Source organism: Bacillus sp. S4, from assembly GCF_040838205.1.
Taxonomy (GTDB): Bacteria; Bacillota; Bacilli; order Bacillales; family Bacillaceae_G; genus Bacillus_A; species Bacillus_A cereus_U.
In genome coordinates this window covers 1-3,481 of record NZ_JBFPJI010000330.1, presented here as the reverse complement: position 1 = coordinate 3,481, position 3,481 = coordinate 1, and the positions used below count along the sequence as shown (strand labels likewise).

Genomic DNA, 3,481 nt, shown 5'->3' with positions numbered 1-3,481 from the left:
ATAAATAACTCCTCAATTTAAAAATTCTTCCATCTAGTATATCATATTTTTATACGGATACTCTTAAAGAAAGAGCGACTTTATGAAAGTGATCGGATGGTATTTTTGTGAAGTAATATAGAATGAGTGTAAGCTGAAGTTGGGAAGGGAGGAATACGTTTGTTTTTTATTGGAGTGACGGGATGGGGAGATCATGATTCTTTATATAGTAATCCCTATGAAAATAGAAATAAATTGCGAACTTATAGTGAACATTTTCCCATTGTGGAAGTAGATAGTTCATTTTATGCGATACAACCTGCGCGGAATTATACAAAATGGGCGATGGAAACGCCGAAAGATTTTTCTTTTATAGTAAAAGCTTATCAAGGAATGACAGGACATATGAAAGGGGAAATCCCTTTTTCTACGTTCGATGAGATGTTTGATGTGTATAAACAATCAATTCTTCCTTTAATAGAAGCGAATAAATTAAAAATGATTTTATTTCAATATCCACCATGGTTCGATTGTAAAGTGAAAAATGTAGATTTACTTCGGTACACGAAAGAAAAAATGGAAGATTTCCCATGTGCAATAGAATTTCGAAATCAAACATGGTTTTATCCAGAGATGAGAGATAAGACGTTACAATTTTTAGAACAAGAAAAATGGATTCATACAATTTGCGATGAGCCTCAGGCAGGAATAGGATCAGTACCGCTTGTATTAGAGGCAACAAATTCAGACATGGCGTTAATACGTTTTCATGGCCGGAATGTTCATGGATGGCTTGACAAAGGAGAAAATTGGAGAGCGGTTCGTTGTTTATATCGCTACAATAATAATGAGTTGAAAGAATGGGTAAACCGATTAGAGGAATTGAAAAAAAAGACTAAGGACATATACGTTTTGTTTAACAATAATTCGGGTGGGGATGCGGCGGACAATGCGAAACAGTTGATGGAAATGGCGAATATTACATATGGCGAGCCGAAACCAGAGCAATTAAATTTATTTGAATAAATACAAACAAGAAAAGCACTGTACAAACAGGGGGAATGTACAATGCTTTTCTATATGAAAAAGAGGGGTAACAATGTTACTGAGCGTTTGGTTGATTCATCAATTGTTGGCTTCATAATAAATGATAATGGTTATCATTATCATAGTCAATAGTTTTTCGGAAAATAAATAAAAAACTTTTGATATTTTGAAAATAAATAAAAAAAGAACAGCGATTACTGCTGTTCTTTTCCATTGACGAATTGTTGTAAATCAAAAGGAGTTATCGCTTGGATAAATTCCTTTGAGATAAGTGTTTGAACAAGAGTGCTTTCAGAAATTGTAGCACCTGTTTTCTTTTCATAAGATTTCTTTAATAAATCAAGTTTTTCAGCCGTTTCTTTCGGTAATTCAATTGTTAATGTGTTCATAATTTCTCCCCCTTACTATTAGATTACCACTACAGTATAGGAGAGACAAGAAAAGAGAATATGAAACATAAAAAAGGTTACCAAATTTACAAATGGTAACCTTTTTTATGTATAAGAGTTATTAAGCAATACCGATATACTTTAAAGTTTTTGATGGAGTACTGTGATCAAAGAAGTGTTGTAAAAATGCAATATCAACACCTGATTTGTATGCACAATAGCCCCAAGTTTTTCGAAGTGTATGTGAGCTAATCCCTTCTAATCCAACTTCTTTTGCAGCTTTGTTTAAAATGTACCATGCATGTTGTCTCGTAATAGACTTTGTTCCTTTTTGAGACTTTAATAATGGTTCATTACGTTTCCAAGTTTTACGTTCTTTCATGTAGTCTTCGATTGCGTGCTGTAAGTCTTCATTTACAGCAAACCATTTATGTTTCTTTACTTTTTCATTGTAAAATAAAATGGAATGGCGAACATTTTCATTTTCATCGATTACATCACTAACTTTTAATTGTAAGATTTCACTTACTTTTAAGCCAGAATTTACAGCTAATACGAATAGTAAGCCATCACGTTTCGAAGATTGTAAAAGTATATTTTTGATAGTTTCTAATTGTTTTTCGTTTTGAATAGGTTGTCCTGCTTGTTTCATTTCACGCACTCTCCTCTTTTATATGTGTAAAGGAAAGGATTAACTTGTTTCTTACTATAAAGGGAGAGTGTGAATTTCATGTGAACTCCTAGTGAAATTAAGACAAATTATTTGACTTCTTTCACTTTTTGTAAATTAAAATAAAATACAACGCTATTAGTGGTATTATACACACCGTATTCGGCGCGATGGAGATCTAAAATGTTTTTCACAATGGATAACCCAAGGCCGGTACCTCCAGTATGACGGCTACGAGAAGCGTCTAAACGGTAGAAGCGATCCCAAATTTTTTCAAGGCTTTCTTCTGGAATAGGATTACCTGTGTTTTCAATTTCGATTTTCACTATATCTTCCGTTTCTACAACAGAGACATGTATTTTTTCACCATCTGGAGTATATCGAATTGCATTGCTAAGTAAGTTTACAACTACTTGCTCAATACGGCTACGATTTGCTTTAACAAATAGAGAAGAGTCAGCATGGATGTCCACTTGTAAATGTTTTTCCTCCATACTAAATAATAATTTTGTATAGATTTGTTGAATTAATTCACCGATTGAGAATGTCGACATTTCTAGTTTGTACGTACCAGATTCTAGTTTTGCTAATTCTAACATTTCAACAATGAGCCTGTTCATATTATCTGTCTCTTCCAAAATAACATTGGTATAATATGTCGTATCTTTACTTACGCCATCTTGAATACCTTCAGCGAAGCTACGAATAACACTAAGTGGTGTTTTTAATTCATGAGATACACCAGAAATGAATTCTTTTCTCGTTTTTTCTAATTGACGTTCGCGTTCAATATCTTGTTGTAATTTTGTATTGGCAACATTTAATCGGTCGATGCGATCTTTTAAATTTACAGAGAGTGTATTAATACTACTTGATAACCCGCCAATTTCATCGTCTGCTGTAACAGGTAACTTCTCGCTAAAATCAAAGTTGGCCATTTTTTTTGTAACGCGATTTATCTTAATTAATGGTTTAACAATGATTTTTGAGTAGTAGAAGGATAACAAAATAATAACGAGAAATACGATAATTAAGGCATAGACATAATAATCTTTTAAAACGAGCATCGCTTCATTAACAGGTTGTAAAGATGCTATCGCAAAAGCGTACTCCTTAATTTCTCCGTTTTCCATAATAGGCTTTACAAAGACACTGTTTTTTATATTTTCCCCACTATCTAAAATATACGTGTTTAATTGATTTGAATTAGAAGTACCTTGTCTAATAGTTCTTGCAAAATATTGAACAGCTTGTAATGTTTCAAAATCCTTTGCAAGACGAACCTCAGTCTTGGAAGGAAGCTGTAATTTAGATATTACCCCAGTAAAATGGATTGGAGAACCAGTATTATCATATCGATTTTTAAGTTTATTTTTAGATGGATTACCACTAATGG

The 3,481-nt window shown here is 32.8% G+C and carries 4 protein-coding genes; 1 reads left to right on the top strand and 3 read right to left on the bottom strand.

What is annotated here, in order from left to right:
* Window positions 1–159: 159 nt before the first annotated feature.
* Window positions 160–1,005, top strand: a complete 846-nt coding sequence (locus AB3X48_RS19470; protein WP_016104308.1) for a DUF72 domain-containing protein — start codon at window positions 160–162, stop codon at window positions 1,003–1,005.
* Window positions 1,006–1,220: 215 nt separating this feature from the next.
* Here AB3X48_RS19470 and AB3X48_RS19465 read toward each other — a convergent pair whose 3' ends face one another.
* The 3 genes from AB3X48_RS19465 to AB3X48_RS19455 all read right to left on the bottom strand — a co-directional run.
* A complete protein-coding gene (locus tag AB3X48_RS19465; protein ID WP_002149425.1) occupies window positions 1,221–1,415 on the bottom strand; it encodes a DUF3924 family protein in 195 nt (64 codons plus the stop codon).
* Between the two features lie 121 nt (window positions 1,416–1,536).
* Complete coding sequence (locus AB3X48_RS19460; protein ID WP_000806236.1) at window positions 1,537–2,067, bottom strand: tyrosine-type recombinase/integrase; 531 nt, start codon at window positions 2,065–2,067, stop codon at window positions 1,537–1,539.
* A 107-nt stretch (window positions 2,068–2,174) separates the two neighbouring features.
* Window positions 2,175–3,481, bottom strand: a 1,307-nt coding sequence (locus tag AB3X48_RS19455; RefSeq protein WP_367959825.1) for a sensor histidine kinase, incomplete at its 5' end; no start/stop codon positions are given.

Excerpts from the sequence above, each read along its gene's own strand:
- AB3X48_RS19465 (WP_002149425.1), bottom strand. The coding sequence starts at position 1,415 with ATGAACACATTAACAATTGAATTACCGAAAGAAACGGCTGAAAAACTT.
- AB3X48_RS19460 (WP_000806236.1), bottom strand. The coding sequence starts at position 2,067 with ATGAAACAAGCAGGACAACCTATTCAAAACGAAAAACAATTAGAAACT.